Genomic DNA, 25,399 nt, shown 5'->3' with positions numbered 1-25,399 from the left:
GCTCCCGGCCATTGAGATCTTGCAAGCCGAACCGGATATTTCTTCCGTGCCATCGGGTCCTCAAGATCGTGACGTCACTCATCAGGAAGTATTTGTGCCGCACCCGGCCACGCAGGCGAATGCCTGCGTAGCCGCGCGTCGGCTCTCTCGAGGAAAACATCGATGACCCTACCGACCTCCACGTTCGTCACCTACTCCGCGGTGGGTAACCGCGAAGACCTCAGCGATATGATCTATCGCATCGATCCCGTCGACACGCCGTTCATGAGCGGCGTCGACAAGGAGAAGGCGGCTGCCGTCAACCACGAATGGCAGACGCAGGCTCTTGCCGCGGCCGACAACACCAACGCCCAGCTCGAGGGCGACGATCCCAACACCAACACGACCACGCCGACTGTCCGGCTCGGCAATCTCTGCCAGATCTCCTACAAGGTCGCCCGCGTCTCGGGCACGCAGCAGGCGGTCGATCATGCCGGCCGCGACAACGAGCTCGCCTATCAGGAGATGTTGAAGGGTCTCGAACTCAAGCGAGACCTTGAAACCATCCTGTGCGGGACCAACCAGGCCAAGCTCGCCGGCAATACGACGACTCCGCGCAAAAGCGCGTCCGTCCTCTCCTGGATTTTCTCGAACACCTCGAAAGGCACGGCAGGCGGCGCAGCGGACCCGGCGGCCGCCGACGGCACCGGCACGCGAACGGACGGTACCCAGCTCGCCTTCACCGAAGTGCGTCTGAAGACCGTGTTGTCAGCGATCTGGGGCAATGGCGGCAAGCCCGGCACCATCATGACCGGCGCCTTCAACAAGCAGGTGTTCTCGACCTTCACCGGCCGCTCCACCGCGATCGAGGAATCCAAGTCGAAGAAGATCGTGGCGTCGGTCGACGCCTATGAATCCGATTTCGGCAAGCTCAAGGTGGTTGCCAACCGTTTCCAGCGTCCGCGCGACGTCCTCGTGCTCGAACTGGACAAATGGGCGGTGGCCTATCTCAACGGTCGCAACATGATCTCTATCCCGCTGGCCAAGACCGGCGATTCCGACCGTCGCCAGATCCTCGCCGAATACGCGCTGGTCTCCCGCAACGAGAAGGCGTCCGGCGGCGTGTTCGACAACACCACCTCCTGAGCGATCAGGATCATCCGTTCCAACCTTGTCCACCTCTTGGGGCAGCCTTCAGGCTGCCCCTTCTTTTTGGAGAGCCAAGATGCCGCTTCCCGGCAATCGCACCCTCAATACCGCCGATCTCACAGCCTACACGCCATCCTGCGGCGCGAGCCCTGTCGCTGCCTATGTCCGTGTTCCCTTTCGTTGCCGCGTGCTGAAAGTCGCCGGCGTTTTGGGAGGCGCGATCACGACTGCCGACGGCACCATCACCGTTTCGGCCAATGCGACCACGCTGGCGACTTTCACCGTGACGCAGACGGGATCCGCCGCGGGCCAGTTGTTCTCGGCCGTGCCGCCGTCGCCGACCTATCTCAACGAGGACGACGTGATCGTGCTGACGCCGTCGGGAGCCTCGGGCGCAGCGATCCCCATGCATTTCTCGATCTCTGTGAGGACCGCCTGATATGCCGTTCTTCTCCAAGCAAAACTCCTCGCGCGTCGGCCCCACCCAGACGATTGCCTATGACAGCAGCGTCGGTGCGACCAATGCCTTCGGCTCCGAAACCTATCAGATCCGTCTGGTCGCCAATTCCGGCTGCTCTTACCGGATTGGAGACGGTGCGCAGACCGCGACCATTTCCGATCCCTATCTGCCGGCCAATGTCGTCGAGTACATCACGGTCAGTCCCGGCCAGCGCATTGCCGCGTTGAAGGCCGCGACCAACGGCCTGGTGACGGCGACCGCCGGAACGCTGTGGGTGACGGAGATATCGTGATGGACGGCGTCCTGATCAGGCCTCATCTCGACAGCAACGGCTGCGAGCTAGCAATCGAGCATGTCCAGGACGTGGCGCCGATCCTGGAGTGGAACAGGCAGGCGCGCCTGGACGAACAGCACGGTGACTGGGGACGGCATGTCGCCCGCATCCCCAACGTCATCTACGTCCAATGGCTCAACGAGGAGCATGCGAGGGGCAATACCTCGCTGCGGCTGTTCACGCCCGAATTCGACGCGATCGTGCAGCGGAAGCTCGACGATCCCGCATGGGCCTATTTGCGAACCGACAGGCCGAAATTGCAGGCCGGCTGGTCAGCGGAGCTCGAATGACCCAGATCACCGACTACACATCGCTGCAAACAGCAGTGACCGAATATCTCGCGCGTGATCAGGACACGACGCTGATCGCGCGGATCCCGACCTTCGTCCAGCTCGCGGAAGCCAAATTCAACCGCCAGCTCTTCGTGCGGCAGATGGAGCAACGTGCGACGGCGTTAGTAGACCTCGGCTCCAACGAGCCGGAGTTCATTTCGTTGCCGTCGGATTTCCAGTCCATGCGCAGGGTTCGGCTGTCAAGTGTGACAGGGAAGCCGTGCCTCGAGTTCAAGTCGGGAACGCAGATGGATGAATATCGCTTTGCGACGTCCGACATTGCCGCGCGGCCGCGCTACTTCACCGTTTTCGGCAACGAGCTCGAGCTCGCGCCGACCCCCGACGCGGCCTACACGATCGAAATGGTCTATCGGCAGAACGTTCCGGCGCTGGCGTCGAGCGGGAATAACTGGCTGCTGACGATGGCACCGGACCTCTATCTCTATGGCGCACTGCTGGAGTCCGCGCCGTACATCAAGGAAGACGCGCGCATCCAGACCTGGGGTCTCGGGTTCACGTCGGCGCTCGCAGATCTGAATAATCTCGGGCTGACATCGACCTTCAATGCGGGGCCGATGACGGTCCGCGTTTCAGGACAGGTCATCTAGGAGGCGACAATGGCAAGCTTCAACAAGTTCTATTGTTTTGTGCAGGACGTCGCGAATGCGCTGCACGACATGAAGACCGGCACGGCGCAAGTCTACAAGGTCTATCTCACCAATACGGCGCCCGCTGTCGCCAACACTGTTTACAACACGCCCGCGGATCTCGCAGCCGGCAACGGTTATACCGCGGGCGGCAATAGCGTCGGCACCATCAGTGGCGCGCAAACGACCGGTACGTTCAAGTTCGTCGGCGGCACCGATCCCGCATGGACCGCATCGAGCGGCTCGATCGGGCCGTTTCAATACGCGGTGCTCTACAATTCGACATCGTCGACCAAACCGCTGATCGGCTGGTGGGACTATGGCACGGCCATCACACTGACGAACGGCAATACCTTCACCATCGATCTCGACCAGACCAACGGCATCCTGACGATCACCTGACATGGCAGCTTTTCTCAACAATTGCCGGTTCATTCCAGTGGCCGGCGGCACGGCGGACTGGGTCTATTCGTCGACGGTTGGCGGCTGCCAGTCGCCGACGCTCGCCGGAGCGGTCGACGGTCGCAAGTACAAATTTCTCGCGATCAGCAGCGACCTGATCCAGTGGGAGATCGCGGAGGGTAATTACACGGCGGCGAGCGGAACGTTTGCGCGTGCCACCGTGCTCTACAATTCGTCGGGCACTGGTGCCGCTTCGGGCCAGAGCGGCGCCGGTACAAAGATCAATTTTACGGTGGCGCCGAACGTTGCGATCGTCGGTGTGAAAGAAGACTTGATTTCGATCGAGGAGCCGAACGGGTTCACGGCGACGCAAATGGCGCAAGCTCGCGCCAATCTCGGCGTCACCAAAAAGAACTACCTCGTCAATGGTGGAATGCAGATCAGTCAAGAGAACGGCGTATCGTCCGGCAGCACCAACCTCTATTATCCAGTTGACCAGTGGTACATCCAGCACACCATGACCACGGGCACTTTTGGCTGCGCTCAGGCAAACTCGAATACTCCCGGTGGCTCGCCCTGGCGCATCCGCGTCACCGTTGGCACCCCGCAGGCCGCTCCCGGCGGGCAGGTTTGCTTCCTTCAACAGAAGCTCGAAGGCGGTCGAGTTGCCGATCTCATGTGGGGTACGTCGGCGGCCAGGACGACAACGATTCAAGTCGGTGTCAGGGCGCCGGTTGCGGGTTCCTATGCCATTCAGTTGCAGAACGCCGCCACGGATACAACGGCGGCTGGTGTCTTCACGATTGCGGTTGGTGAGATCAATACCGACGTCGTGAAGGCCGTCACCCTGGCCGGTGTCACGTCGGGCGTCTGGGCGAAGGATACCAACCTTGGCATGTATCTCTACGTCTACCTGATGAATGGCGGCCAGACTGCCAATGTCTTCGCGACTGCTGGAAATGTGTTCGAGCTGTTCGACGCCGGCATGTACGAAGGAAACTCAGCTCCTCCGTTCCAGTTGCCGGACTACACGACCGAGCTTGCGACTTGTCAGAGGTATTACGCCAAGATTGCCGCAGGGGCACAAGTCTACAACGGAAGCGGCTCAACTCAGCAAGTTTCGGTGACCACGCCGCTGCCGGTGTGGATGCGCGCAACGCCGACCTGCTCGGTTTCGACCGGCACCATCCAAGTGGCCGGCATCGATTTTGTCACCAGCTACGCGTCCGGTATCGCGGCTGCAACTTGGTACAATCCGGTCAATGTGATCGCAAACGCGAGGCTATAGCGATGGCGGAGTATCGAGCCACTGAGACTGCCGCTGTGATCCGCAGAGCGGATGGAGCGTGGATTCCCGACGATGTTGCAAATGTAGACCGTCAGGCGTTCCAGGCCTGGCTTGCTGAAGGCCATATGCTTGACCCCGTTGTGCCGCCCAACCCGGTCCCGGGCGCGATCTCGGATCGGCAGTTCTTTCAGCAACTCGCCGTGCAGGGCCTCATCTCGCAACAGGAAGCCCTGAACGCGGTGAAGACAGGCGACATCCCGGCCGCGCTCCAGCAGGTCATCGACGGCCTGCCACCCGGACAGCAATTCGAGGCAACCATGATGATCTCCGGCGCGACGAGGTTCCAGCGGAGCCATCCATTGACGATTGCGATCGGCGCCGCTTGTGGCCGAACGGTTGATCAGATCGATGCACTGTTCCGAGCCGCGGCGGTGCTTTGACCCATGTCCCTTCTCGGCTTCGACGCGCTTGGCCGATGGGCGCTGGCCCAACTCCCAGGCGATGGCAACTTTGCGCTTCTGACTGTCCGCGGTTCGGCCGCTGTTACGGGACAGGCGGTCGCATTCGGGACATCCGAGCTGGCGGTGGCCGCAGGCTTCCTGGCAGGAGGAATCCCGGCGGGGTTCAGGGTCGCAGAACCCGCGAATGTAGGGCCGTTTGGCTTCGCAGGCAGCGCAGCAGCATTCAGTTGCTTGCAGCCGGGCTTTGGTGGCTCCTTCGTGCTGACCGGCGCAGTCGCGAAGGCGACCATTCGCGCAGTCGCCTCGCCAGGTGCAGTTCTTCTGTCAGGGACGTCTCTCCCGTTTTTCGTGTCGCTTGCTTCGGGACGCGGCGCATTTGCCTGGGCCGGAGGCGGTTCGACCTACGACCGCGACCATGAGGCCTGGGTCCGACGACCGTTCGACACGATGTCATGGCAAACAGAGGCGACGTTGCCGCCGCCAAGCTGGAGCGGCGCCGCTCCTCCTGCAAACGTCTGGACGGCTGACGTGCAGCCGGAGAATGCGTGGACGCCTGCTTCGATTGAACCTGAACCATGGACGACCGAATAATGCCGCTTCTTGCTTATGGCGAATACCGCCCCGACGTCAGCGACTATGAAGGCCAGGCTACGCGCAACATCCTCAACGTCATCCCGCGCGGCGATGGTTACGGGCCGTTTCCCTCCTTCTCGGCCTACACATCGGCACTACCGGCGCCGTGCCGCGGCGCGTTCTATGCGCTGAAATCCGACGGCACCGTCGTGACCTTTGCCGGCGCGAGCACCAAGCTCTATCGGCTGAACAACATCGATTTCACCTGGGTCGATGTCTCCAAAGGTGCTTCGTCGTATTCGGCGCTTACCGCGACCGCACAATGGCAGTTCGCCCAGACCGGAAACTTTGTCTTCGCGACGCAGGCGAATGCCGTGTTGCAAATCTTCGATCTTTCGTCGTCGACGGTCTTCGCCGACGCGTTGGGAGCACCACCGCAAGGCGCCTATATCAGTGTGGTCGGGCGCTTCCTGGTGCTGTCAGGACTGCTGTCGACGCCATACCGGATCCAGTGGTCCGGGTTGAACAATTTCAACGCCGCGGATAGCTGGACGAGCGGGATCAAGTCGTCCGACTTCCAGGACTTTCCGGATGGCGGCATCGTTCGCGGCGTCGCCGGCGGCGAGTCCGGCATCGTCTTCCAGGACCAGGCGATCCGGCGGATGTCCTATGTGCCGGGCTCGCCGATCATCTTCCAGATCGATCGCATCACCCAGGACAAGGGCCTCTACGCCCCATACTCGATCATCCGTGCCGGCGAACGCATCTTCTTCTATGCCGGCCAGGGCTTTCACAAGATCGAGCCTGGCGGCGTGCCGCAGCAGATCGGGCGCGAGAAGGTTGATCGCAGCTTCCTCGCCGATCTCGACAAAGGCAATCTCCAGCTGTTCATGGGCGCGGCGGATCCGCGCTCGACACGCGTCTATTGGGCCTACAAGTCTGTGTCCGGCACGGTCGGCACCTACGACAAGCTGCTGGGGTACGATTTCGTGCTCGACCGCTTCTTTCCCGTCGCGGTGACAGGCGAATTTCTGCTCGGCATATCGCAGACCGGACTGACGCTGGAGAACCTCGACAGCATCTCGTCTTCGCTGGATGCGCTGACGTTGAGCCTCGATGCCTACGCGACCGCGGTTCAGCCCGAGATCGCGCAATTCTCGAACGCTCATGCACTCGGTTTCTTTCGCGGCCCTAATCTCGAGGCAACGCTGGAAAGCCCGGAACAGGGCACGGATGAAAACCGCATCACCATCCGCGGCTTCCGCCCGGTGACTGATGCGGCAACGCTGTTCGGTTCGGTGTCCTGGCGCGATACGCCGTCTGCGGCAGCGATGCCCGGGGCGGAGGTGCTGGTCAACGCGCGGACCGGCCGTTGCGACCTCCGACGCGACACCCGTTATTCCCGTTTCAAGGTTCGCATTCCCGCGGCAACGTCATGGTCGTTCTGCGCCGGCGTCGTTCCCGACCTTTCACCGAACGGCACGCTATGACAGCTTACGTTCCCGGTATCACCGAGACCGATCTGAAGAAGATCGTGCTCGCGATTCAGCAGCTCGCCGCCGGACGATCGAACGCCGTCGGCAGCGTGACGTTGGCAACGGGCGCATCGAGCACGACAGTGACGACGGCGAATTGCGCGGCGGGATCCGTGCCGATCCTGGTGCCGGCGTCAGCGAATGCGGCGGCGGAGGTCGGCAACGGGACGATGTATGTGAGCGCCGTCGCGAACGGCGCGTTCACGATCGCGCACGCGAACTCCGCGACGGCGGGGCGGGTGTTTTTGTATGCGGTGGTGGGGTGAGGCGGCGGCGACCGAGCGTGCGACCGACCCCGATCTAAGCCAACCTAGCATTTCACTTCAGAAATCGAGCCGCTCCGAGCACGCGACGTTACTACGCGGGCGGATCGAATAGTGCTGCACACTTTGTCCCTGCATTTCCAACAATAGTTTCGTGAGAGATTTCCATGGCCACCCCCGATATCCGGAATCTGTACGAGCAGTTCCTCCAAGTCTATGGAGGGCAGAGCAGCCCGTCCGAACCGACGCGATCAGAGCCGCGCGCCCAAACATCGCAGTCCGCCTATACTCTACCATCTGAGGCCTACGCGGCGGCCGGCGATTATACGCCCTCAGGCGGAGTGCTCGGCGGATTGGTCTCACCGTCGCCAGGCATTCCATGGTGGGTGCAGGCGCTCTCGCCTCCGGGAGGCGCGGCGGTTGGTCCTCGCGGACCACTGTCGCGGATTCCTTTCGGACCAAGGCGCTTTCCATTTGAGTCGCTCGGTCCCACGAAACCCGTCGAGATTCCAAATCCACACCTCGAACGACTCGTTCCTCGGTCCGCCCGTGACTTCTGGACCGCAGCGAGGCTCATGCCGTGGATGTTGCGCGGCCAACTGCGCGGCGATGAGCAGACAAATGAAAACAACGAAGGATGGAATGGTGCTTCACTCTCCGAACCTCCGCGTGAACAGCCGCCCCGTCGTCCCGGCGGTCAGCCTCCCTGGATCGTCGGTCCACCGATTCTCGGCAAGGAACAGGAACGGCGAACCGGGACAAGCAATCAAGAATTGCAGCCCAAAGCAAAGGTGGATCCAGATTTCAGGCGCTTAACTCGCTTCCAGGGCTCTGAAGGAGATCAAATTGTAAGCGAGAACTCAGTGCAGCCAACGGGTGAGGAGAAGCCGCGTAGAACACCTGGAACTCCGTTGCCTGACGATTTCCCAGACATTCCCGAATTTCTACGGCGCCGACCTGAGCCGGAGCCTGCAAAGCCAGACAAGAAGTCGACTGATTTGCCCTCGGCGGGCTTTAGAGGAGGAGGGAATTATGGCGGCAACCGCGGAGGCGGTGGTCGCAAATCGGACGAACAATGCAGGAAGGAGTGGGACCGGGCCCATGAGGTCTGTGTTGATGCCTTCGTGAACGGCACCATTGGCGATATCATCAAGCGGTGGAAGAGCGACTATGCAACAGGGCCGTTCGAAAAGCCAAACAACGAGCCTTGGGATGTCAACGACTGCAAGCCAGGATTTGTCAGCGAAGACTGTGGCGGTAAGGAATACGAAAGGGCACCGCCGCCACAGGAAACCAAGGTGATTGGGCGTCGAATCGTCCAACAGAAGAAAGACGCGCGCGCCACGAAGAAAGCCAAGGAAAACGCAATATTTGAAGAATTTAAGCGAACGGGCAAGTGGAGATTTAGGGGATGATTAGGCGGTCGCTTTATGGATCGCGCATGTGGCTGCGATCGCAACAAGCGAGAGATGCATTGTGAGTATCCTACGGAGAGACTAGGATGGAGCGATGTTGATCAACCGAAGTACAAAATGGTTTTATTGCCCCTAGTTCCAGCGAAGTTCGTATCCTTGGTTTTCGACAGACTGTACGACGAAGCGTCCGCCTTTCTTCGCGAGCAGTGCGACGGCGCATCCGGAGACGAGATCCCTCGTTTGGTCGGAGTGGAGGAGGCGCTACGGTCCAAAGTTGAACAGCTTGGATCGAGTCCGAGCGCACAGCGGCAGGCTCTTGCTGGCATTTATATGGCAGCCCATCAGCTAAGGAGACAGAAATACTGGCATGAAGCCGAGGCTGTCTATCTTGAGGTGGTAGAGCGATCCTTAGCGACGAACGAGGCATTCTTTCTCAACGATGCTCGGTTAAGCCGAGCAGTGTGCCTCAAGAACCTTGGGCGGATGAGCGAGTACGAACGAGCGAAGGCCGAAGTCCCTGCGGGTACGACGACTCTGATCGATGGGGTGAACTGGCGGGTCGAGGATCTGTGATGGTGATCTAGATCGGCCTGGCTTAAAGTCTCTCCTGGCTTGGTGCACCTTAGTCTCTTGTCTGATCCGAGATTCCAATGAGCGAACAGCATCCGGACATCGAGGCCCCGCCACTAATGCCGACCGGTGAAATTGCGGCAAATGAGAACTCAGAGTTCAACGCACGATTCTTAGCGTTCGTCGTTCCCTTCCTTGAGAAGAGCAATTGGGAGTTCCAGCAAGGGTTGGTTACACGTAGCGCCAAATGGGGCCTCATATGGCGGGGCGACTACGCCATCGCGGATTTGGCTGCACGCTTGATCAACCGGATCATGTGCTGGGAGGGCGCGGACGGTAAGCTTCTCATCGAGATTGCAGTTGGCCAGCGCATCGCGCCGTTGCAGGTCGCTCTGCACGACGATCCCGCCGATGGGCAGGGGTGAGGACCACATCACTCGCCACGGCCAACTAGCGCGATACGACGTCAGCGACCGCGTCTCTAGTCGGCGTATTGAGATGGCTCGATCATGCGAAGCTGCAGAGGGCTCCGGAGTGAGGCCTACCCCAGCAGCCAAGCCGAGGTCGATGCATTGATGGCAGGGTACAACTCCGGGACTTACGTTATTTGCGATCCCTAGTCGCATCCCGTGGCGCAACGACGCCGTCGCTCGGGGGCCCATTCGGGATTTCTCATGAGTAGTCAAATGTCCCGCACACGCGTTTTCTGTCCGGATCGATGCGACAACACGCAACTGGTCTGCATCGATCCGGAATACGTGCGCGAGATCTGGCCGTCTGTCGCTCCTCTCATCAAGCAGGCGATCGTCAGGACAGGGTTGTCAGCATTTGCTACGATCGAGCGTGATATTCTTGCTGGTATCTCGCTGCTTTGGGTCGCCTGGAACGGCTCAGTGGTCGAGGCTGCCGCATCGACGAGCCTCCAGCAGACGGAGGCAGGCAAGGTCTGCGTTATCACGGCCTGCGCCGGCACCGGCATGACGCGCTGGCTATCTTTGATCCGCGGTATTGAAGCCTACGCCGAAGCGGAGGGATGCCGGTGCGTGCGCATTTTCGGCCGGAAAGGCTGGGCACGCCTGCTTGAAGGATATGAAGAAACCCACGCAATCATCGACAAGCGCTTGCCGTAGGCGCGTTGATGCAGGCTGCCATGCGGTTTGCAAGTCTTTCGGCAACGGCAGATCACACATAACCAAACCCAGAAGGAACATCGTCCATGGGCGGACAATCCACCTCCACACAGACCCAGCAATCGCAGACAGCGCCCTGGGCCGCCGCACAGCCGGCGCTGCAAACAATGCTGGGCCAGATCAGCACCGGACTCAATAACACCGGGCTCACGTCAGCGGAGGGTTCTGCGCTCGACACGCTGAAGACCAACGCTGCGGCGGGCAATCCCTACACAGGCCAGATCGCAGGCTACGCACAAACCCTGTTGAATGGCGGTGGAGCTTTGGCACAGGCCGGCAACGTGCAGGACAACCTCGCGACCTACCGCAACTGGCTGACGCCATACGCAAACGGCAGCATGGTCGGCAACAATCCGGCCCTGACCGCGCAGCTTGCTCAAATCCGGTCGGATGTCGGCAATGACGTGAACTCGCAGTTCGCCGCCGCGGGCCGCGACTTTAGCGGCGCCAACCAGATGGCCTATGGGAGGGGCGTCGCGGCGGCGGAGGCGCCGGTGATCGCCGCGCAATACAATCAAGACGTGGCGAACCAGCTTGCCGCCACCAATGCGCTGTATAACGCCGGCAACACGACGGCCAACACGCTGACCCAGATGCAGCAGAGCGATCTTGTCAATCGAGGCCAGGGCGTAACTGCAGCGCAATCGGCACTCGACGCTCAGAACTATGGTGCCAACGCCACCTTGGCGGAGGAAGCGCAGCGCCGAGGAATCCCCGTGCAGGCGTTAAGCCTGCTCGCGCAGATCGGTGTGCCTATCGCGCAGCTTGGACAGCAAGGCAATAGCACGACGACGGGGACACAGCAGAAGTCCGGGGCTGACCAGTTTGCAACGATTGCAGGCGGCATCAACAGCCTGCTTACTCCGTTCAAGGGCAAGTGGGGAGGCTAGACATGACAGAACAGACCGACGCAGAGCTGACTGGGGCCACTTTCGACCTGGCCAATGCGGGTTATGCGGAAATGCCAGATCCGGACAGGGAGAGCGAACGCCAGACGATCGAAAGCGACGGCGCATCCCTGCGTGATGCCGCCGACCGGCGGTCCGATGCGCATCCGGAAGTGGTCGTCAGGCGATATACCGATGCAGAGGGCAAGCCCGCTGCCGCAAACGAGGCGGTAACCCTCGCGCGTGCCGCCCGGGATTATGCGAGCGCAACGGCCGGTGACAGGCGGATCGCCGAAAACGGGTCTTCGGAGGCGCTTGCCGCGACGATCGATGCGCTGCGCGCGGACGTTGCCGCAGACGACCCCGATGCGGCTGAGTTCTACGGGTTCGATAGGCCCGAGGAGAACGGCCCGCGTGACGGGGAGTCCGAAGCTCCGTCAAATGCAATGGGCGATGATGGAAAACGTCCGGCCGGGTTCGATCCCGATATCGGTCAGCTCATGCAGCACCCGCAGGTGCGCCTGGCGCTCGAGGAAAAGGTCGGTGAGGTCGAGAGCGCGCGGCGCACCTATGTCGACGGACTGGATGCGGCCATGCAGATCGCCCAAGCGAGTTTTGTCAGCCAGTTTCCGGAACTGGCCACCCTGCCTCCGGAGCGGCTTCCGGAAGCCCTCGCGCAAATGGCGCACCAGGACCCCGCAAAGCTGTCGCGCATCCAGGCGATCGTCGCGGGCAGCGAGCAGTTGCGCGCACGGCAGAATGAGGAGTTGCGGCGGGCGGCGGATGCCTCGCGGCGCAACTTTCAGAGCTATGCAAAGGCAGAGGACGAACGGTTGGAGACCCTGCTCAAGGACGAGACGAGAGACGTCCGGCAAGCCGTCGCGCAGGAGATCATGACATCGGCAAAGGCGAGCGGCATCGAGCGGGAGGAACTGCAGCGCCTCTTCGACAGCGAGCCGCTAATGCGCAATGCGACGTTCCAGCGCATGATGTACGACGCCGGAAAGTACCGGTTGATGATGAAGGCGAGGGACGCCGTCACGGCGAGACCGATGCCGCCGGTACAGAGGCCAGGCTTGGCGACGGGCCGAGGCGATCGCAATCAGCATGATCTGCGGACGTTGAGCGCGCGGCTTTCCAGCTCGGGCGACCTCAAGGACGCGGTCGCGCTGTATCAGGCGAGGACAGACGGTCGCCGGTGAGGGAGTCTGCGCGAGCAGCCCTTCGCCGCATGACAAGCGATGAAGGTTTTTCGCTGGCTCCGAATAGAGACTGTGTGGGGCGGAGCCGTCCGATTCAATCGAGCTGCCGTCGGCGCTGTCGCCGACAACCCGGGACAAAAACGAGCTGTACGTCGATCCAAATCCGTTTGCTCTGCCGATGAAGTCTCTTCCGCAGCCGCGCCAGGAATGGCCGGTCTCGTCAAGCGCTGGAAGCGCCATGGGCCGTGGGGCGAGCAAGCCAGAGCGGCGCATCGCACCGCCAATATTCTTCCCGTTCTATGGCCGCTCTCGATCTTCTCGACGTACCGATCGGCCGATCAAACTGGATTTACGAAAGAAAGCGCACCATGAGCAAAGACGACAGGACTTTCATTGAACGCGCCGATTCCATAACCGGAAATCTCTACGGCGAACCTATGTCAGCGGAGCGGATCGAGGAGAACTTCGCCCTCTACGGCTTGAGGAAGCGCGTGGCGGCACTCGAGAGGTTTGATGCCGAGCTGGGAGGCGAGATCGACTCGAGTCCTCACAACCTGCGAAGGCGTATTCAACTGGTCGATCTGCGCCGGCGCATGGGCAGCCTCCACGAGGAGTTGCGCAAGGCGAAGCGATGACCCATCCGCTGCTGACGGCGCTCGCGCAGGCGCGACGGCGCGATGCGCCGATGTTCGTCAAATGGTGTGAGTTGAGCGGTGTTCCCGCCTGTCCGGCGACACCCGCGTCCGTGGCACGTTTCGTGACCGACTGTGCGGCGCTTGGCATGGATCGGCTCTGGCCAGCCGTCAAGGACATATCGCGGCTGCACGTATCACTGGGCCTTGCCGATCCGACCCTGGGTGGCGCTGCCGCAAGCGCGATGAGCGCGATTGCAGCCATCCCGCCGCCACGGTCGTGGCCGGGCCTCTTCAAGCAACGGTTCGACGAGCTACCCTACGACATCAAGGTTCACCTCGCCGCGCATGAAGCTCAACGGGAGCGCGCACTGCGACGTGCGCAGAACGAAGCTGCGTCGGCCCGCCAGAAGCTGGCAGCACTCGAGGCTCAAACGAAGGACGAAAAGACCAATGGCAATGAAGCAACCACGCGTGACAAGGATTGAAGAGCGCATCGAGGAGCTGCGCGCCGAGATCGACGGCATCATCGACGCACGCGTGGACAGGATCGCAAGCGAGAACCCCGGCGTCCCGGCAGGCGTGATCCGCAACCTCCTGACAGCGCGAGTGCCGTCGTGTCGCTGTGCGCAGTACATCGAGTTATGCGGCGGAGACGCGAAGGCGCAGGATTGACGGTCCGCAGCACCGATTCCTCGAAAACATACGAGAGCGGCCCATGACGCCGCCTCTTCACATCAAGGATGCAGGATGACTCTTTATAAGTGGTCTCAAATAGCGTCCGCCGATGCGACGGCGGATTCGACGATCAACTGGGCGGAGGGGCAGTCGCCTTCGAGCGTCAACGATTCAGCGCGCGGCATGATGGCGGCGATTGCGAAGTATCGGGACGATATTTCAGGATATCTCGGAACTGGCGGGACATCTACTGCCCTGACACTCGCAACTAACCAAGTTTTCGACAGCCTCGCCAACCTGCACGCCAAGGTCGTTGCGTTCACAATGAACGTGACGAACGGGGCGGGCCCGGTGACCTTGAACGTGGACGGGCTCGGAGCCAAGCCGATCCAGGCAAGTCCCGGCGTCGATCTGCCGGCCGGTGTGCTTATTCAGGGGACGCCCTATGTTGCGATTTACAACAATGTTGCCGCCGCGTTCTATCTTCAGAGCTTCTATGGCAATCCGTACTCCATCCCGGTCGGGTCAAGTGTTGATTTTTGGGGCTCGACGGCGCCGAACAGTTCGTTTGTTCTGGCGTATGGGCAGGCGATCTCACGAACGACCTATTCGATCTTGTTCTCGCTGCTCTCGACGACCTATGGCACCGGAGACGGTTCGGCCACTTTCAACATTCCGGATCTCCGCGGACGAGTCGTCGCCGGCAAAGATGACATGGGCGGCTCTGCGTCCAGTCGTCTTACACCGTCATATTTCGGCGGCAACGCGACTAGTCTTGGCGCGACGGGCGGGGCAGAGAGCCATGTGTTGACAATAGCGCAACTGGCCTCACATGCGCATTTGAATACGTTGAACGATCCTGGACATGTGCACTCGTATCAGCGCGCGGAGCCAGGCGAACAAAAGCCTGCGTCGGGCGGTAATACGCCGTTTGCCACTTATTCCTCACAAAATACGGGATCGGCGACCACAGGCATCACGATCAACAACGTCGCAGCGGGTAGTGGTAACGCCCATAACAATACGCAACCGACAATCATCGCGAATAAGCTGCTGCGGATTATTTAGAGATCTGTGTGCCACCGCGTCATTTGATGATCTTGCGGGATGATCGATCCGATCGCGGCTTTTGGGAAAAAGAGAAAATCTCGGTGCCCGCTCATTCCAAACTTGGGATGAGGAGTGCTTGAGATTTCTTCTATCCGTGCGTATGCCTTCCCAAGAAACATGATCCCCAAATATCCTAGACTGCTGAAGAATTCTAGCAACGGGTCAATTTCTCCCGGCGTGCTCTCGAACTGGATAACTGGAGAGAACTTACGAATTAGATGTTCTCCACCACGAAAAACCCGCAGTTCATGCCCTTCGACATCGCACTTGATGAACTTCAAATTTGAAACTGGTCCGATATCATCTAGTTTCGCGAGTTTAACGGGTATTGAACTGCCGATGTTCCTGGACAGCGAGGCACTCCCATCCCCGGGACGCTTTCTTGACAGCTGAGAAACGCCGTCTGCGTCGGACAAAGCAAGATTTACTATCTCGACATTTGGTCCAAGTCGGCGCTGACGAATATATTCGGCCATCTCCGGCTGAGGTTCGATTGCGAGAACGCGGCCGCCTGGGCCGACGGCCTTAGTTAGCCAATACGAGTAAATACCTTTGTTGGCGCCAATGTCTAGGACGGTGGCGCCGGTCAGTCGCAACTCCAGAAGGGTCTTGAGCTGCAGGCTTTCGGTTCTCAGCCTGTAGCGCAGGCATCGAACTAGAAAATGAACATCCTCGAGCATGACTTGAGGCTACTACTACAACCCCCAACCGAGTCAACCCATGGTAGACCTGAACGCCCTCACTGCGGCGAATGTGAAGCGCTGGGCGAATGCCAAGCCGACCCGGAAAGCCGAGGCCGCAAACGTTGCTCTGCGCCTTTACAGGGCTAGGCAGCGATACCAGGCCGTCGAGCGGGAGACGGGCGTTCCCTGGCCGGCGATTGCGGTCATTCACGAGCGGGAATCTTCCCAGGATTGGAGGGCATCCCTAGCCCAGGGGGACCCCTGGAATCGCGTGTCGGTTCACGTGCCGGCTGGACGGGGCCCGTTCACTTCATGGGAGGACGCTGCCATCGACGCCTTGGTCAAGTGCCCGCCCTTCCTCGCGCGCCACAGGGACTGGTCGGTTGCCGCGGCACTGACCGCGCTCGAGACCTACAACGGCATTGGTTACGCCGCCCGTGGCGTACCGTCGCCTTATCTCTGGTCGGGCACCAACCAGTACCGCGCCGGGAAGTACGTGCGGGACGGCGTTTACGATCCGGGCAAGGTCGATCCGCAACTGGGATGCGCAGCGCTGATGATCGCGCTGACGGAGCTGGATCCTGACATCAGTTTTGCGGGAGCGAAGATCGCAAAGAGCCCTGCGATCGGCGATTCCGCGAGGCCTTCATTGAGGAACCCGTCGAAAGGCTCGATCGGCGCGTTCGTGGTCAACCTGGTCAGAGCAATTCTTGGAAGGAAATGAACATGCGGACAATGCTCGATATCATTCTCTTCGCCGCCGGCTTTGCTGGCTGCTGGTTTTGCAAGGACCCGATCCTCTGGTTCATGACCGGCACCGACGCGCTGGTCAAGTCGCTCGAGGCAAGACTTGCAGTCCTGCGAGCCAAATCGTGATGCTTGCAAGACTCAAGGCAGCTTGCCTGCACTCCATGACCATCGCCTGGAGCTATTGCATCGCGCTCGCCGGTGCGTTGGCTTCGATTGTCGACGATCTTGCCGACACGCTTGGCGATCCCAGCGTCAAGGATCAGATCGGTTCGGCTATCGGCGACGTCAAAACAACGGGGCGTATCATGCTGGTGATCTCCGTCGTGACGATCATCGCGCGCCTGCGAACGCTTCGGAGGAAAGACCAATGTGGATGACGATCATCTCGTTTCTCGGCGGCCCTGTCGTCAGGGCGCTGATCGATGCCTATAGCGCGAAGCTGAAGGCTGAGAATGTCGATACCAAGATCGCGGCGGATCTTGCTGCGACCGAGATCGCGTCGCAGACGGCCGAAACCAAAGCCGTCATGCAGTATCGCATCGCGGAAATCGGGCATTGGTGGGAGCCGGACAAGCTGATGGGTTACTGCGTCGCTCTCTATTTTGCGAAACTTCTCGTCTTCGACAAGGTTTTTGGCCTCGGGTCGACGGATCCCCTGGCGGGTTTTGCGGCGATCACGGCCAATCTCGTTGTCTCCTTCTACTTTGCCAAACGTGGCTTCGAGAATGTTGCAAGGATCATCAAGCGGTGAATATGCCAGATGACGAAATCAGGGCGATCGTTGCGGAGACGCTGGCCGAGCAGCACAGGCTCCAGCAGGACAGCATCGATGCGATCGTCTTGAAGGCAGTCGCGTCAGTGCTGGCTTCTTTTGGAATCGAAGATGATGACCGGAAGGACCTGAGGGCCGACTTTCAGCATCTGCGGAGGTGGCGAAAGAGCGTGGAGCAGGCGCAGAGCTACACCTTCAAGGCCGTGATCACCGTGATCGCCACCGGCCTGATGGGAGCCGTCTGGCTGGGCGTCAAGGTCGTGTTGGGCAAGTGAGCCGTCAGGGCGCGACTTCGCTGCACTTGCACTCACGTAATTTCCTGCAAATGGGCCGTCTCATGTACAAAATTCGCATCGTAGATGCATCAGATGACGACGTCGCCGACACGTTGTCCGATCTGCATCAACTGACGTTCTTCGATGCGGCCACCATGCCTCGATTCGAATTAGGAGCGTGGTGGTTGGCCTATCACGGTGATGATCCGGTCGCTTTTGCCGGCGTTCTTCCATCGACGCACGTTAAAAATGGTGGCTATTTCTCCAGGGTAGGTGTGCTGCAACGGCATTGGGGCCGCGGGCTTCAGCGCAGATTGATGCGTGTGGTCGAGGCGAGGGGACGGCGTATCGGATGGGACAGCATCGTTTCTGATACGACGGACAATCCCGTGTCTGCGAATAATTTCATCCAGACGGGCTATCGGCTCTTCGAGCCTGAGGCGCCCTGGGCCTGGGCGCATACGCTCTATTGGCGAAAGTGGCTTCACTGAGTAAGGTTTCCCGTGGTGCGGAACGTGCCCTACGACGTGCGACCGAATGCGACTGTCCATGGGCCCGGCAGCTTAACCGCTGCCGGGCCCATTTCGCGTATTGACGCGATGCGGCCGAAGCACTTGCGAAGTTGGCGGCGCCGGGCTTTAAGTTCGCTCTTGCAGGAAATTCGGCGACCATAAGCCGATGTAAGGGAGCGCTGTCGATGCCCATCAAGCCTCAATTGCCGGAACGGTCGCCGCGGGTGACGGGAGGGCCAACCGCGCTGGATGGTCTCTTGGTCGTCGATTTTACACGCGTGGTGGCGGGACCAGCCTGCACGCAGACGCTTGCCGATTTTGGCGCCCACGTCATCAAGATCGAGAATCCGGACGGTGGCGACGACACGCGCGCCTACGAGCATGCCGAAATCGGCGGGGAGAGCGCCGCTTATCTCAGCCTGAACCGCAACAAGCACGGCATTGCGCTCGACCTCACCGTGCCGGAGGCGCGTCAGATCGCGCTGGACCTGATCCGCAAGGCGGATGTGGTCGTTGAGAATTTTTCCAGCGGGGTCATGAAGAAATTCGGCCTCGACTATGAGGCCGTCGCGCCGCTTAATCAGCGCCTGGTCTATTGCTCGATCTCGGCTTACGGGCGCACCGGACCGTTTGCCTCGCGGCCCGGCTTCGATCCTATCACTCAGGCGGAGAGCGGCTTCATGTCGCTCAACGGATTTGCTGATGGCCCGGCGGTTCGTACCGGCCCGCCCATCGTGGACATCGCGACGGGGATGTCCGCCTGCAACGCCATCCTGCTGGCGCTATTGGCGCGTGATCGGCTTGGCCGCGGACAGCATGTCGAGGTTGCCCTGTTCGACGTCGCCATGGGCATGACCGGATTTTATGGCATGGCCTATCTGATCAACGGCGAAAACCCCGGTCGGTTCGGCAATTCGCCGAGCGGGTCGCCCACCGTCGGCGTCTACGAGGCGTCGGATGGGCCGCTTTACATGGCTTGTGCCAATGACCGGCTCTATCGCCGGCTGGTGGTCGAGGTGCTGAACCGGCCCGATCTGATCACCGATCCGCAGTTCGCCTCGCGCAAAGCGCGTTCCGAGAACAAGGAACTGCTGCGTGCAGCCATCGCAGAGGTCTTTGCAAGCGATACCCTCGAGAACTGGATGGGGAAGATGAAGCTGGCCAATATCCCGGTCGGTTATCTCCGGACGGTCGAGGAAGGGTTCAACGCGCCCGAGGCCCGCGAGCGCCATCGCCTCAGCCAGATTCCGCATCCTACGGCGGAGTGGGTCCCTAACATCGAACCTCCGATCAATATGAGCCTGACTGGGGCGATTGATCCTGTAGCCGCACCCTTGCTGGGCGAGCACACCGAAGACGTCCTGCGTGATACGCTCGGCTACGACGGGCGTCAGATCTCGGAGTTCACTCAAAAGGGCGCCTTTGGATCAGGCAAGCCACCAGCGTCGGCTTGAACCTGTTCGGTCGATTTCAAAGGATCGGGAATCTCGCGCCCGACGCCGCATCCGCTTGATTTGGCACAGTTCCCGCCGCATAAATGTGTGAACGCGAGGGACACGAATGGTGCCTGGTCAAGAGCCTAGCATGGGCCAGCCGACAGGGCAGGAAGCCGTCGAACGCGCCTATACGGCAATGATCGCGAAGGCCCGGGCGCTCATGCCGCGGCTGCGGGAGCGGGCAGCGCGGACGGAGGAGCTGCGGCACCTTCCTCCTGAGACGGAAAGGGACCTCCACGACGCCGGCCTGTTCCGGATGCTCCAGCCGATGCGCATCGGTGGTGCCGAGCTTGACTACGTCGCTCTTGTCGACTGCGCTGAGGTGCTCGGCCGGGCGGACGCGTCAGTGGCGTGGAACCTTGCCAATCTGGCGAGCCATCACTGGATGCTCGGAATGTTCGAAGAGAAGGCGCAGAATCTGGTGTGGGGGCGCGATCCTGACACGCTGATTGCGTCCTCGTTCATTTTTCCTGCCGGGCGCGCCACGAGGGTCGAGGGTGGGTACCGGTTGCATGGCAGCTGGCCGTTCTCCTCCGGCGTTGCCTCCTGTGAATGGAACATGCTTGCGAGCGTTGTTTACTCCGACGATGACGCGGACGGCATCGAGTATCGAATCTTTCTGCTGCCGAAAGGCGACTACAAGGTGCTGGACACCTGGAATGTCACGGGACTGCGTGGGACGGGCTCCTGCGACGTCGAGGTCAGGGATGCCTTTGTGCCTGACTACATGACGGTCGTTGTCGGCGATCTTGCCGGCGGCCCGACGCCTGGGAGCAGGGTCAATCCCAATCCGTCGTATACGTTGCCCGTGTTTTCGCTGTTTCCCTACGTCTTATCGGGCGTTGCACTGGGAAATGCGCAAGCGTGCCTCGACGACTATGCCGAGGTCGCGCGTCATCGTATTTCAACCTACAACCGTGCCAAGCTGAGCGATTTTCAGAGCACGCAGATCAAGATCGCAGAGGCTTCCGCCAAGATCGACGCTGCGCGCCTGGTCATGCGTTCGGCCTGCCTCGACGCCATGAGTGATGCACGGCGTGGTCACATTCCAAACATGGCCAGCAAGACCAGGTACCGGCGCGACGGCGCTTTCTCGGTCAATCTTTGCACAGATGCGGTCTCGATGCTGTTTGCGGCGAGCGGGGCACGCGGCCTGTTCACTACGGGTGTGTTGCAACGGCAATTCCGCGATGCGCACGCGATTAATTCGCATCTTGCATTCAATTTCGACGCGGCCGGAACCAATTATGGACGTGTGGCACTTGGGCTGCCGTCCGAAAATCTCACGCTGTGAGGCCGATCGATGAATGATCTGCCGAAGCAGCCGGCCGTTCCAGATCCAGCCAACGAACTCGCAAGCGACAGCTCGCCGCTCGACCCCCGCGACTTTCGCAACGCGCTCGGCAGCTACGGAACGGGCGTAACAATCATCACCGCCACGGCGGCGGACGGAAAGCCGTATGGCATCACCTGCAATTCGTTTGCATCGGTTTCCTTAAACCCCCCTCTGGTCCTCTGGAGCCTTGGAGTCTATTCTTCGAGCCTCACCGTGTTTCAGAATGCGAGCCACTTCACCGTCCACGTGCTTGGCACATCGCAGCAAGCGCTTGCGAACAGGTTTGCAAAATCGTCCGACGACAAGTTCGCCGGAGTCGACTGGACGCCGGGCCTCGGTAACGCTCCGGTAATCGCCGAGAGCGTCGCCAAATTTCAATGCCGATCCGTCAATCGCTACTATGGTGGCGATCACGTGATCTTTCTCGGCGCGGTCGAGGCCTATGCCTATAACACCGGGAAGCCGCTGCTGTTTGCGCGGGGCACGTATGGCGAGTTCCTGGCTGACGACGAACGCAAAAAATTGCCGTAGAGCGCTTCAGAGCGTGCTCGGCAGCTCAATGCTCTGCCGCTGAAAGCTTGTAGATCTCCAGCGCATCCGCATCCGCGCCGCGTGCGGCCTTGGCCAGCCTGAAGAGTTGCCCGGCAAGCGATGCCATCGGCACCGGAGTCGACGTCGTCTGCGCCACATCGGCAACCGTATCGAGATCCTTGAGCATCGTAGCGATGTGACCGAGTGGCGGGGTGTGAATGCCCTGGACCATCCGCGGCACGAAGAGCTGGAGCGGAATGGAATCCGCAAAGCCGCCAGCGAGCGCTTCGGGTAATCGGTTGGCATCAATTCCTGCGTTCACGGCAAGGCGCGTTGCCTCAGCGAGGACGGCCATCGCGCATCCGACGATGACCTGGTTGCACAACTTTGTCGTCTGGCCCGCTCCGGTCGGTCCCATGTGAGTGAACCTGCGTGCCATCGCAAGGACGTAGGGGCGCACTCTCTCGATGTCGGCAGCATCGCCGCCAGCCATGATGGCAAGCGTACCTTCCTCAGCGCCCTTGGTGCCGCCGGACACGGGTGCATCGATCCAGCCTGCGCCGTTCGCATCTTTCAGCCGCCGTGCCAAGTCGCGTGCGGCATCAGGATGGATCGACGAGAAGTCGACGACGAGCTTGCCTGCGCCGGCAGCCGTTGCAAGACCGTCGGCTCCAAAGATCACCTCTTCCACGGCCGCAGCATCCGTTACGCACATGAAGACGATGTCCGAGCCTTCCAAAATCCCGCGGGGAGTGGTCGCGCGCTTGGCGCCGGCTTCGACGAGCGGGGCGACCTTGCCCTCTGACCGGTTCCAGACATTGACCTGATAGCCTGCCTTGAGCAGACGCCGGGTCATGGGTGTCCCCATGAGTCCAAGGCCGAGATAGCCGAGCCGCTCGACGCCTTGCGGGTTTGTCTTGCTCGCATCAGCCATAGGTTGCCTCCTTCTGTCGCAGGGCAAGCGACGCCATACCATACATTACAAGCCGGACAGCGAAACCGTCTGGCTTGCCTGATTGTTTGAACCATGAAACATTTGCGGCGGTCGGGTTGGGTGGCGCTGGTCGGCGCCGGGGCAGCGGAGTGGGCACGATGCGAACCGTTTCGAAGTGGATTCTGGCTTTGGGGGCGGCAGCAGCCGTGAGCGCGGGGGCAACCCCGTCATGCGCGCAGCAGACGATCCGCGTCGGCTGGACGATCCCGGCCGAAGAGTCCAAATACTGGATGATGCGCAGGCCGACTGAGTTTCCCAACCTCGGCAAGACCTACAACATCGAATGGACCCAATTTCAGGGCACGGCGCCGATGACGCAGGCATTGGCAGCCGGTGCTCTGGATTGCGCGACGCAGGCGCCGTTGTCGCTGGCGAATGGCGTGGTTGGCGGCAATCTCAAGGCCTACATCGTGGCGCAACACGTCTTCGAGAAGCCCGGCGGCTTTTCGGTCTACTGGGCCGTGATGGAGGATTCGCCGATCAAGACGATTGCCGACCTCAAGGGCAAGACGGTTGGAATCTCCGTGATCGGCGGCGGTACGCAAGGGCCGTTCAACCTGCTGCTGAAGCAGAACGGCGTCGATCCGGCCAAGGACATCAAGTTGGTCGAGGTCGGCTTTGCCGTCTCCGAGGATGCGTTGCGCCAAGGCCGTGTCGACGTAGTCAACATGAACCAACCGTTTGCCGCGCGCGCAGAGGCGAAGGGCGGTACCCGCAAACTGTTCTCGCTGTCGCAAGCGATGCCGAACATCGTGCACATCCTGGAAGCCTGCCGTGCCGATTTTGTCGACAAGAATCCGGAACTGGTCAAAGCCTACGTCCGCGACATCACGTCGGGCATGAAGAAGGCGCTGGCCAACCGCGAGGAGACACTGAAGGTCGTCAATGAAGTTCTGAAGGCGCCTATTCCGGTGCTCGAGACTTATCTGCTCAAGGATAATGATTTCGGCCGCGATCCCGGTGCGGCGCCAAATTTCCCCGCGATCCAGAAGATGCTGGACATCTACGCAGACACGGGAATGCTGCCGAAGCTGGACGCTGCTCAGTTCAAGCACCCGACGATCGTCGCGCCGCTGGAATAGGCGACGACGCCAATTGTCCGAACATGCAGATCGCGGCGTCCCGAGTCATCCGGGACGTTGCATGAAGAAGATGCACTTATGAAGAAGTTGCGATCACGAGTCACGACGGATGGCCTCGACCGAGCTCCGCACCGCGCATTCATGCGCGCTATGGGTCTCGACGACGCTGCGATTGCCAAGCCGATGGTCGGTGTCGTCAGCATGAAGGGCGAGCAGACGCCGTGCAATATGACCCACGATTTCCAGGTGGCCGCGGCCAAGACGGGAATCGAGGAGGCCGGCGGCACACCGCGCGAATTCTCGACCGTATCGGTCTCCGACGGGATCAGCATGAATCACGAAGGGATGAAGTTCTCCCTGTTTTCACGCGAGCTGATCGCCGACTCGATCGAGGCCGTCGTCCATGGCCTCGCCTACGACGCGCTGATCGGATATGGCGGATGCGACAAGACGCTTCCCGGCGTGATGATGGGCATGGTTCGCTGCAACGTACCGTCCATTTTTATCTATGGCGGTAGTTCGCTGCCGGGGCGCGTGGATGGACGGACGCTGACGGTTCTCGATTCCTATGAAGCCGTCGGCAGCTTCATGACCGGCGAGATCGACGGCGCCACGCTGGAGCGGATCGAGCGTGCCTGCCTGCCGACTATCGGCGCGTGCGCCGGCCAGTTCACTGCTAACACGATGGGTATGGTATCGGAGGCGATGGGGCTGACCATTCCCAACGTCTCGATGGTGCCTGGTGTCTATGCCGAACGCGCGCAGATCTCGCGACGTGCCGGCCGGCTGGTCATGGAGATGCTGGAACGGGGCGGGCCTCTGCCGCGCGACATCGTAACGCGGAAATCCCTGGAGAACGGTGCGGCGATCGTTGCAGCGACAGGCGGCTCGACCAACGCCGCGCTGCATCTGCCGGCGATCGCAAACGAAGCCGGCATCGCATTCACAATCGAAGATGTCGGCGAGGTCTTTGCCAGGACGCCGCTGATCGGAAACCTACGGCCTGGTGGCAAATACACGGCAAAGGATGTCTACGATATCGGCGGTGCTGCCGTCTTGATCCGCGAGCTGATCCAGAGCGGTCACATCGATGGCAGCTGTATCACTATTACGGGCCGCACTCTTGCCGAAGAATATGGTGCGGCGAACGCTCCCGATGGAGAAATCGTTTATGCGGCCCGTGCTCCGATCATGCCCGACGGTGGCGTGGCGGTGCTGAAGGGAAATCTTTGTCCAGATGGTGCAGTGATCAAGGTCGCGGGCTTGAAGAGCCAATTCTTTGAAGGGGTCGCGCGCGTCTTCGAGGATGAGGAAGCTTGCGTCAAAGCGGTTCGGGACCGCAGCTACAAGGCGGGTGAGGTCCTCGTGATCCGCAATGAGGGGCCCGTTGGTGGTCCCGGCATGCGCGAGATGCTCGGCGTCACCGCGCTGATCTACGGGCAGGGCATGGGCGAGAAGGTGGCCCTGATTACCGATGGACGGTTCTCGGGAGCAACCCGCGGCATGTGTATCGGTTATGTGTCTCCCGAAGCCTTTGTGGGCGGTCCGCTGGCGCTCGTCCGCGACGGCGACAGGATCCGGATCGATGCCGCAAACAGGCAGATGGATATGCTGGTCGACGAGCAGGAACTCATTGCGCGCCGTCGCGAATGGAAGCAACGCCCGCCTCGTCACCGAGCGGGTGCGCTCGCAAAATATGCGAGACTGGTCGGTCAGGCGCCAGGCGGAGCCGTCACGCATGAAGGGCCGGCAGAATGGCCTTGGTTCGAATGACGCGGCGTACTCGTGCGAATATGGCCGCCCGTCTGGCAAGTTTCTTGCTAAGCTCGTGCCGCTGAAGGGGACATTCAGCAGGTTTGCG

The 25,399-nt window shown here is 60.8% G+C and carries 34 protein-coding genes; 32 read left to right on the top strand and 2 right to left on the bottom strand.

Annotated elements, in window-relative coordinates:
- Nucleotides 1-162 precede the first annotated feature (162 nt).
- From IVB29_RS23340 to IVB29_RS23240, 21 genes are all read left to right on the top strand, one after another.
- A complete protein-coding gene (locus IVB29_RS23340; RefSeq protein ID WP_247505747.1) occupies nt 163-1,125 on the top strand; it encodes a DUF5309 domain-containing protein in 963 nt (320 codons plus the stop codon).
- Nucleotides 1,126-1,204: 79 nt separating this feature from the next.
- On the top strand, nt 1,205-1,567 hold the full coding sequence (locus tag IVB29_RS23335; RefSeq protein WP_247505746.1) for a hypothetical protein: 363 nt from the start codon (nt 1,205-1,207) through the stop codon (nt 1,565-1,567).
- Nucleotide 1,568: 1 nt separating this feature from the next.
- Nucleotides 1,569-1,880 (top strand): hypothetical protein, encoded by a 312-nt coding sequence (locus IVB29_RS23330; RefSeq protein ID WP_247505745.1) that lies wholly within the window; start codon nt 1,569-1,571, stop codon nt 1,878-1,880.
- Complete coding sequence (locus IVB29_RS23325; RefSeq protein ID WP_247505744.1) at nt 1,880-2,212, top strand: hypothetical protein; 333 nt, start codon at nt 1,880-1,882, stop codon at nt 2,210-2,212. Before IVB29_RS23330 ends, IVB29_RS23325 begins: the two co-directional genes overlap by 1 nt.
- On the top strand, nt 2,209-2,862 hold the full coding sequence (locus IVB29_RS23320) for a hypothetical protein (RefSeq protein ID WP_247505743.1): 654 nt from the start codon (nt 2,209-2,211) through the stop codon (nt 2,860-2,862). Before IVB29_RS23325 ends, IVB29_RS23320 begins: the two co-directional genes overlap by 4 nt.
- Nucleotides 2,863-2,871: 9 nt before the next feature.
- Complete coding sequence (locus tag IVB29_RS23315; protein WP_247505742.1) at nt 2,872-3,303, top strand: hypothetical protein; 432 nt, start codon at nt 2,872-2,874, stop codon at nt 3,301-3,303.
- A 1-nt stretch (nt 3,304) separates the two neighbouring features.
- Complete coding sequence (locus IVB29_RS23310; protein ID WP_247505741.1) at nt 3,305-4,591, top strand: hypothetical protein; 1,287 nt, start codon at nt 3,305-3,307, stop codon at nt 4,589-4,591.
- A 35-nt stretch (nt 4,592-4,626) separates the two neighbouring features.
- Nucleotides 4,627-5,031: a hypothetical protein gene (locus IVB29_RS23305; RefSeq protein ID WP_247505740.1), complete on the top strand. Its 405-nt coding sequence runs from the start codon at nt 4,627-4,629 to the stop codon at nt 5,029-5,031.
- Nucleotides 5,032-5,034: 3 nt separating this feature from the next.
- Nucleotides 5,035-5,643, top strand: a complete 609-nt coding sequence (locus IVB29_RS23300; protein ID WP_247505739.1) for a hypothetical protein — start codon at nt 5,035-5,037, stop codon at nt 5,641-5,643.
- Entirely contained in the window at nt 5,643-7,115 is a 1,473-nt protein-coding gene (locus IVB29_RS23295; protein WP_247505738.1) for a hypothetical protein, read from the top strand. The genes IVB29_RS23300 and IVB29_RS23295 overlap by 1 nt, the downstream gene beginning before the upstream one ends.
- On the top strand, nt 7,112-7,426 hold the full coding sequence (locus IVB29_RS23290) for a hypothetical protein (protein WP_247505737.1): 315 nt from the start codon (nt 7,112-7,114) through the stop codon (nt 7,424-7,426). The genes IVB29_RS23295 and IVB29_RS23290 overlap by 4 nt, the downstream gene beginning before the upstream one ends.
- A gap of 572 nt (nt 7,427-7,998) precedes the next feature.
- Nucleotides 7,999-8,838, top strand: coding sequence for a hypothetical protein (locus IVB29_RS23285; RefSeq protein WP_247505736.1), 840 nt, complete (start codon nt 7,999-8,001; stop codon nt 8,836-8,838).
- Nucleotides 8,839-8,955: 117 nt separating this feature from the next.
- Nucleotides 8,956-9,411 carry a hypothetical protein gene (locus tag IVB29_RS23280; protein ID WP_247505735.1) on the top strand — a complete coding sequence of 152 codons (456 nt, stop codon included), beginning with the start codon at nt 8,956-8,958 and terminating at the stop codon, nt 9,409-9,411.
- A 77-nt stretch (nt 9,412-9,488) separates the two neighbouring features.
- On the top strand, nt 9,489-9,833 hold the full coding sequence (locus tag IVB29_RS23275) for a hypothetical protein (RefSeq protein ID WP_247505734.1): 345 nt from the start codon (nt 9,489-9,491) through the stop codon (nt 9,831-9,833).
- Nucleotides 9,834-10,094: 261 nt separating this feature from the next.
- On the top strand, nt 10,095-10,538 hold the full coding sequence (locus IVB29_RS23270; protein ID WP_247505733.1) for a hypothetical protein: 444 nt from the start codon (nt 10,095-10,097) through the stop codon (nt 10,536-10,538).
- Between the two features lie 86 nt (nt 10,539-10,624).
- On the top strand, nt 10,625-11,488 hold the full coding sequence (locus IVB29_RS23265; protein WP_247505732.1) for a tail fiber domain-containing protein: 864 nt from the start codon (nt 10,625-10,627) through the stop codon (nt 11,486-11,488).
- Between the two features lie 2 nt (nt 11,489-11,490).
- Complete coding sequence (locus IVB29_RS23260; RefSeq protein WP_247505731.1) at nt 11,491-12,687, top strand: hypothetical protein; 1,197 nt, start codon at nt 11,491-11,493, stop codon at nt 12,685-12,687.
- A gap of 368 nt (nt 12,688-13,055) precedes the next feature.
- Nucleotides 13,056-13,322, top strand: a complete 267-nt coding sequence (locus IVB29_RS23255; RefSeq protein WP_247505730.1) for a hypothetical protein — start codon at nt 13,056-13,058, stop codon at nt 13,320-13,322.
- Nucleotides 13,319-13,807 (top strand): hypothetical protein, encoded by a 489-nt coding sequence (locus IVB29_RS23250; RefSeq protein WP_247505729.1) that lies wholly within the window; start codon nt 13,319-13,321, stop codon nt 13,805-13,807. The genes IVB29_RS23255 and IVB29_RS23250 overlap by 4 nt, the downstream gene beginning before the upstream one ends.
- Nucleotides 13,773-13,994: a hypothetical protein gene (locus IVB29_RS23245; protein ID WP_247505728.1), complete on the top strand. Its 222-nt coding sequence runs from the start codon at nt 13,773-13,775 to the stop codon at nt 13,992-13,994. The genes IVB29_RS23250 and IVB29_RS23245 overlap by 35 nt, the downstream gene beginning before the upstream one ends.
- A gap of 75 nt (nt 13,995-14,069) precedes the next feature.
- Nucleotides 14,070-15,065, top strand: coding sequence for a tail fiber protein (locus tag IVB29_RS23240; RefSeq protein ID WP_247505727.1), 996 nt, complete (start codon nt 14,070-14,072; stop codon nt 15,063-15,065).
- Here IVB29_RS23240 and IVB29_RS23235 read toward each other — a convergent pair.
- Complete coding sequence (locus IVB29_RS23235) at nt 15,062-15,787, bottom strand: FkbM family methyltransferase (RefSeq protein ID WP_247505726.1); 726 nt, start codon at nt 15,785-15,787, stop codon at nt 15,062-15,064. The genes IVB29_RS23240 and IVB29_RS23235 overlap by 4 nt on opposite strands.
- A 40-nt stretch (nt 15,788-15,827) precedes the next feature.
- On the opposite strand from IVB29_RS23235, the gene IVB29_RS23230 reads away from it, so the two are divergent.
- From IVB29_RS23230 to IVB29_RS23190, 9 genes are all read left to right on the top strand, one after another.
- Nucleotides 15,828-16,514, top strand: coding sequence for a hypothetical protein (locus tag IVB29_RS23230; RefSeq protein WP_247505725.1), 687 nt, complete (start codon nt 15,828-15,830; stop codon nt 16,512-16,514).
- A gap of 2 nt (nt 16,515-16,516) precedes the next feature.
- A complete protein-coding gene (locus tag IVB29_RS23225; RefSeq protein ID WP_247505724.1) occupies nt 16,517-16,666 on the top strand; it encodes a hypothetical protein in 150 nt (49 codons plus the stop codon).
- A 35-nt stretch (nt 16,667-16,701) separates the two neighbouring features.
- Entirely contained in the window at nt 16,702-16,917 is a 216-nt protein-coding gene (locus IVB29_RS23220; protein ID WP_247505723.1) for a hypothetical protein, read from the top strand.
- Nucleotides 16,908-17,291 (top strand): hypothetical protein, encoded by a 384-nt coding sequence (locus IVB29_RS23215; RefSeq protein ID WP_247505722.1) that lies wholly within the window; start codon nt 16,908-16,910, stop codon nt 17,289-17,291. The genes IVB29_RS23220 and IVB29_RS23215 overlap by 10 nt, the downstream gene beginning before the upstream one ends.
- Entirely contained in the window at nt 17,288-17,587 is a 300-nt protein-coding gene (locus IVB29_RS23210) for a hypothetical protein (protein WP_247505721.1), read from the top strand. Before IVB29_RS23215 ends, IVB29_RS23210 begins: the two co-directional genes overlap by 4 nt.
- 62 nt (nt 17,588-17,649) lie before the next feature.
- Nucleotides 17,650-18,078 carry a GNAT family N-acetyltransferase gene (locus tag IVB29_RS23205; protein ID WP_247505720.1) on the top strand — a complete coding sequence of 143 codons (429 nt, stop codon included), beginning with the start codon at nt 17,650-17,652 and terminating at the stop codon, nt 18,076-18,078.
- Between the two features lie 206 nt (nt 18,079-18,284).
- Nucleotides 18,285-19,553: a CoA transferase gene (locus tag IVB29_RS23200; RefSeq protein WP_247505935.1), complete on the top strand. Its 1,269-nt coding sequence runs from the start codon at nt 18,285-18,287 to the stop codon at nt 19,551-19,553.
- 106 nt (nt 19,554-19,659) lie between these two features.
- On the top strand, nt 19,660-20,889 hold the full coding sequence (locus tag IVB29_RS23195; RefSeq protein ID WP_346731296.1) for an acyl-CoA dehydrogenase family protein: 1,230 nt from the start codon (nt 19,660-19,662) through the stop codon (nt 20,887-20,889).
- Nucleotides 20,890-20,898: 9 nt separating this feature from the next.
- Nucleotides 20,899-21,462 carry a flavin reductase family protein gene (locus IVB29_RS23190; RefSeq protein ID WP_247505718.1) on the top strand — a complete coding sequence of 188 codons (564 nt, stop codon included), beginning with the start codon at nt 20,899-20,901 and terminating at the stop codon, nt 21,460-21,462.
- 25 nt (nt 21,463-21,487) lie between these two features.
- Here the strand turns inward: IVB29_RS23190 and IVB29_RS23185 are convergent, their stop codons facing one another.
- The gene (locus IVB29_RS23185; protein WP_247505717.1) at nt 21,488-22,396 is read right to left on the bottom strand and encodes an NAD(P)-dependent oxidoreductase; all 909 of its coding nucleotides are present in this window, start codon (nt 22,394-22,396) and stop codon (nt 21,488-21,490) included.
- Between the two features lie 158 nt (nt 22,397-22,554).
- On the opposite strand from IVB29_RS23185, the gene IVB29_RS23180 reads away from it, so the two are divergent.
- Together IVB29_RS23180 and ilvD are read left to right on the top strand one after the other, a co-directional pair.
- A complete protein-coding gene (locus tag IVB29_RS23180; protein ID WP_247505716.1) occupies nt 22,555-23,538 on the top strand; it encodes an ABC transporter substrate-binding protein in 984 nt (327 codons plus the stop codon).
- 78 nt (nt 23,539-23,616) lie between these two features.
- Nucleotides 23,617-25,311 carry a dihydroxy-acid dehydratase gene (gene ilvD / locus IVB29_RS23175; RefSeq protein WP_247505934.1) on the top strand — a complete coding sequence of 565 codons (1,695 nt, stop codon included), beginning with the start codon at nt 23,617-23,619 and terminating at the stop codon, nt 25,309-25,311.
- The last annotated feature ends 88 nt before the right edge of the window (nt 25,312-25,399 follow it).

The sequence above is a fragment of the Bradyrhizobium sp. 1 genome, assembly GCF_023073315.1.
Taxonomy (GTDB): Bacteria; Pseudomonadota; Alphaproteobacteria; order Rhizobiales; family Xanthobacteraceae; genus Bradyrhizobium.
The sequence above is the reverse complement of the archived record's forward strand: the minus strand, read 5'-3'. Positions and strand labels throughout refer to the sequence as shown.